General features: G+C 74.3%; 1 protein-coding gene and 1 pseudogene. Both read left to right on the forward strand.

Annotated features, from left to right (window positions below; genetic code table 11):
- Window positions 1-338: pseudogene (locus tag AC2W7M_RS25815) on the forward strand (YcjX family protein); the annotation flags it as partial.
- A gap of 31 nt (window positions 339-369) precedes the next feature.
- Window positions 370-1232: TIGR01620 family protein (locus tag AC2W7M_RS25820; protein WP_486135985.1), on the forward strand; the 863-nt coding region annotated here is incomplete at its 3' end.

Raw genomic sequence — 1232 nt, forward strand, 5'->3', positions numbered from 1 at the left:
GCCGCCATCCGCGCCACGCGCGAGGCGCGGGTGACGCGCGGCGGCCACGAGCTCGACGCCATCGTCGGCACGCCCGAGGCGGGCCAGGAGCCGGCGGCCACGTGTTCGACGGCATCGAGGAGGTGGCGGTGTTCCCCGGCGAACTGCCGGCCGACCCGGACGCGCTGTTCGATCCCTCCGGCGCGGGGTTCCGGGGCCTCGCCTCCGCCGACGCCGAGGACGCCGACTTCCGCTTCCTGCGCTTCCGCCCGCCGGCCGGCATTGGCGCGGACAAGCCCATTCCCCATATTCGCCTCGACCGGGCGCTCCAGTTCCTGCTGGGCGACCGGCTCGGTTGATGCGCGCGACACGGCAAGGAGCGCCAGGCCCATGAGCCAGGATCACGGCGCCCACCCGGGGGCGCCCAAATCGTCCCACCCGGCGGCCCATGGCGCCCAGCGGCGCCATCGGCCGCAGGTGTTCAAGCTGGACCAGGCCGAGGTCACGCTCGCGCCCGAGCCGATCGAGGCGGAGATCGCCGCCCTCGATCTGCCGGCCGAGGCGCGCCCGCGCCGCCGGGGGATCTCCTGGAGCGGCCTGTTCTGGTCGGCGGTGGGCGGGCTCGCCAGCCTCGGCCTCTATCTCGCGGTGAGCCATCTGATCGCGGACCTGTTCGCGCAGGCCGAATGGCTCGGCTATGTGGGGCTTGCGCTGGCGGGACTGCTGGTGCTGGCCGCCGTGATCATCGTCGGCCGCGAGGTGGCCGGCCTCTCGCGCCTGTCGAAGCTCGATGACATCCGCACCCGCGCCGCCGCCGCCATCGCCGACGACGACCGGCCCATGGCCGAGACGGTGGCCCGCGACATGCTCCGCCTCGCCGCCGAGAAGCCGACCCTGGCCCGCGCCCGCGCCGATCTCGAAGGCCATATAAGCGGCATCATCGACGGCGCCGATCTGGTGCGGCTCACCGAGCGCACGCTGCTGCCGGCGCTGGATTCGCGGGCGCGGCAAATGGTCTCCGACGCGGCCAAGAGCGTCTCCGTGGTCACCGCCGTCTCGCCCCGGGCGCTGCTGGATCTCGCCTTCGTGCTGTTCACCGCGGCGCGGCTCGTGCGGGCGCTGGCGCTGCTTTATGGCGGCCGGCCGGGCGTGCTCGGCATGCTGCGGCTCGCCGGCCACGTGGTGGGCCATCTCGCCATCACCGGCGGCATGGCGGCGGGCGACACGCTGGTGCAGCAGATCGTCGGCCAGGG

Source organism: Xanthobacter sp. BG11Y11_SDJG, from assembly GCF_057364445.1.